Here is a 3,412-nt window from a genome sequence, read left to right on the forward strand (position 1 = left end):
GCCGGTCGACCCGGAGCCGGTCGACCCGCAGCCCGTCGACCCGGACCCGGCGCCGTCCCCCGACCCGACCGTGGTGGCCCTGCCCGGTGAAACCGCTCCGTCGTCGACGGCGAGCACGCCGAGCGCGGCGAGCGGCGTCCTGGCGTGGACCGGCAGCCCCGCCGGCGTGGTGCTGCTGTGCGCCTCGGCGCTGGTGGTCGCCGGCGGCGCGCTCCTCGCGCTCCGTGGCCGCCGCCGGGTCCGCGGCGAGGGCTGACCCCCAGACGTGCGGGAGGGACGCGGGCGTGCGGAGGGGTGTGCCCGCGTCCCTCCCGCACACCCGCCCGCACACCCCCCGCGCGCCGCCGACCGCCGCGCGCCCGGCACGCCGGGACGACCGCTGCGGCGGCCGGTGCGCACGGGTCCGGGGTGGTCGCGCACGTGCGGGGAGTCGGCGGACGCGCGCCGGGGGTCGCCGCGACGGCGGTAGAGTGCGGGAGCACGACGTCCCCGCCCGGCCGCGCCCCCGCGTTCGTCCGGGCAGACCTCTCGACAGGGAGCACCCACAGGTGACCACCCCCCGCCCCGCTGCGGTCGTCGTCCTCGCCGCAGGTGAGGGCACCCGGATGCGTTCGGCCACACCCAAGGTCCTGCACACCCTCGCGGGCCGCTCGATGCTCGGGCACGCGCTCGCCGCGGCCCAGGCGCTCGAGCCCCGCCGGACGGCGGTCGTCGTCCGGCACGAGCGCGACCAGGTGGCCGCGCACGCCCGCGAGCTCATGCCCCAGGTCCTGGTCGCCGACCAGGACGACGTGCCGGGCACCGGCCGCGCCGTGCAGTGCGCGCTCGCGGTGCTCGACGCCGCCGCGCAGGCCGAGGCCGCGTCCGCCGGGGACGGCCCGGGCGTGCCCGGCTCCGCCGCGGGCGTGCTCGTCGAGGGCCCGGTCGTGGTGCTGGCGGGGGACATCCCGCTGCTCGACGGCGGGACGCTGGCCGAGCTGCTCGCCGCGCACGCCGCGGACGGCAACGCCGTGACCGTGCTGACCACCGAGGTCGCCGACCCGACCGGGTACGGGCGCATCCTGCGCTCGCAGGACCCGGCCGACGCGGGCGACGTGCTCGGCATCGTCGAGGAGAAGGACGCGACCGACGAGCAGCGCGCGATCGCCGAGATCAACTCGTCGGTCTACGTGTTCGACGCCGCGGTGCTCCGCGGGGCGTTCGGCCGGCTCGGGCGCGACAACGCGCAGGGCGAGGTCTACCTGACGGACGTGCTGGCGATCGCGCGGGCCGACGGCGGCCGGGTGCGCGCACTGCGCACGGACGACCCGGTGCTCGTCGAGGGCGTCAACGACCGGGCGCAGCTCGCGGTGCTGCGCGCCGAGCTCAACCGCCGCGTCCTGGACGACTGGATGCGCGCCGGCGTGACGGTCGTGGACCCCGCGACCACCTGGGTGGACGTCGACGTCGAGCTCGCGCAGGACGTCACCCTGCTGCCCGGCACCCAGCTGCACGGCGCGACGTCGGTCGCCTCCGGCGCCACGATCGGCCCGGACACCACCCTGACGGACGTCGAGGTGCACGCCGGCGCGACCGTCGTGCGGACCCACGGGTCGCTCGCGGTGATCGGCGAGGGCGCCACGGTCGGCCCGTTCGCCTACCTGCGGCCCGGGACCGTGCTCGGCGAGCGCGGCAAGATCGGCACGTTCGTCGAGACGAAGAACGCGGAGATCGGCGCCGGCTCCAAGGTGCCGCACCTGTCGTACGTGGGCGACGCGACCATCGGCGAGGAGACGAACATCGGCGCGGCGTCGGTGTTCGTCAACTACGACGGGGTGCGCAAGCACCGCACGACGATCGGCTCGTACGCCCGCACCGGCTCGGACAACATGTTCGTCGCCCCGGTGACCGTCGGCGACGGCGCCTACACCGGTGCCGGCTCGGTCATCCGGCACGACGTCCCGCCGGGTGCGCTGGCCGTGAGCGCCGGCGCCCAGCGGAACATCGAGGGCTGGGTCTCCCGGTCCCGCGCCGGCACCCCCGCCGCCGAGGCCGCCGCCCGCGCCCGCGGCGAGGACGACCAGCTCTCGCCCCAGGCGCGCGCCGAGCGTGAGCGCGCCGGCCGCGCCGCCGGCTCGGGGGTCTACTCCACGCCGCCCCCGCACCTGCCGGACCACCCGGCCCCGCTGCCCGACGCCCAGCCCAGCACGGAGGACACCGCACGATGACCGGGATCGTCTCGCAGGACGGTGAGAAGCGGCTCGTCCTGGTCTCGGGTCGCGCGCACCCCGACCTGGCCGCGGCCGTGGCGCAGAGCCTCGACATCGACCTGCTGCCCACCACCGCGTACGACTTCGCGAACGGCGAGATCTACGTGCGGTTCGCCGAGTCGGTGCGCGGCGCGGACGTGTTCGTGCTGCAGAGCCACGCGGCGCCCATCAACCAGTGGCTGATGGAGCAGTTCCTCATGGTCGACGCGCTCAAGCGGGCCTCGGCCAAGACGATCACCGTGATCGCCCCGTTCTACGGCTACGCCCGGCAGGACAAGAAGCACCGCGGCCGCGAGCCGATCTCGGCCCGCCTGGTGTCGGACCTGTTCAAGACCGCGGGCGCCGACCGGCTGATGAGCGTCGACCTGCACGCCGCGCAGATCCAGGGCTTCTTCGACGGCCCGGTCGACCACCTGTGGGCCATGCCGATCCTCACCGAGTACGTGCGGACCCGGGTCGACGTGCAGAACGTCACCGTCGTGTCCCCGGACGCCGGTCGCATCCGCGTCGCCGAGCTGTGGGCGCAGAAGCTCGGCGGCGGGCCGCTGGCGTTCGTGCACAAGTCCCGCGACATCCGGCAGCCCAACAAGACGGTCGCGAACCGCGTGGTCGGCGACGTCGAGGGCCGGACCTGCGTGCTGGTCGACGACCTCATCGACACCGCCGGCACGATCACCGGGGCGGTGCGCGTGCTCAAGGAGGCGGGCGCGAAGGACGTCATCGTCGCCGCGACGCACGGCGTGCTGTCCGACCCGGCCACCGACCGCCTCCAGCAGTGCGGGGCGCGCGAGGTCATCGTCACCGACACGCTTCCGATCCCCGACGAGCACCGGTTCGAGAACCTGACCGTGCTGTCCATCGCGCCGCTCATCGCGCGCGCGATCCGCGAGGTCTTCGACGACGGCTCGGTCACGAGCCTCTTCGACGGCCAGTCCTGACCCCCAGCACGACCCCGCGCGCCCTCCGCGCACGCACCCTCCGCGCACGCACCCTCCCCTCGCACGCACCCTCCCCGCGCACGCACCCCTCGCACCCTGCGACGCCGAGAGTCCAGGACACGCCGGCCGGGCGTCGTGATCCCGGGCGTGTCCTGGCTTCTCGACGCGGGCTGCGCGCGGGCGGAGGGCGCGGCGCGGGTGCGGGTGCGGGCGGAGGGCGCGGCG

The 3,412-nt window shown here is 75.9% G+C and carries 2 protein-coding genes and 1 pseudogene; all 3 read left to right on the top strand.

Annotated features, from left to right (window positions below; translation table 11 throughout):
- A pseudogene (locus tag AAHH18_RS03660) lies at positions 1–256 on the top strand (hypothetical protein); the annotation flags it as partial.
- Positions 257–548: 292 nt separating this feature from the next.
- Positions 549–2,207 (top strand): bifunctional UDP-N-acetylglucosamine diphosphorylase/glucosamine-1-phosphate N-acetyltransferase GlmU, encoded by a 1,659-nt coding sequence (glmU, locus tag AAHH18_RS03665; RefSeq protein ID WP_283321210.1) that lies wholly within the window; start codon positions 549–551, stop codon positions 2,205–2,207.
- The gene (locus AAHH18_RS03670) at positions 2,204–3,187 is read left to right on the top strand and encodes a ribose-phosphate diphosphokinase (RefSeq protein ID WP_222171518.1); all 984 of its coding nucleotides are present in this window, start codon (positions 2,204–2,206) and stop codon (positions 3,185–3,187) included. Before glmU ends, AAHH18_RS03670 begins: the two co-directional genes overlap by 4 nt.
- Positions 3,188–3,412 lie beyond the last annotated feature (225 nt).

This window comes from Cellulomonas olei, assembly GCF_039548315.1.
GTDB lineage: Bacteria > Actinomycetota > Actinomycetes > Actinomycetales > Cellulomonadaceae > Cellulomonas.

Coding starts and splice junctions, on each gene's coding strand:
- AAHH18_RS03670 (WP_222171518.1), top strand. CDS start 2,204: ATGACCGGGATCGTCTCGCAGGACGGTGAGAAGCGGCTCGTCCTGGTC.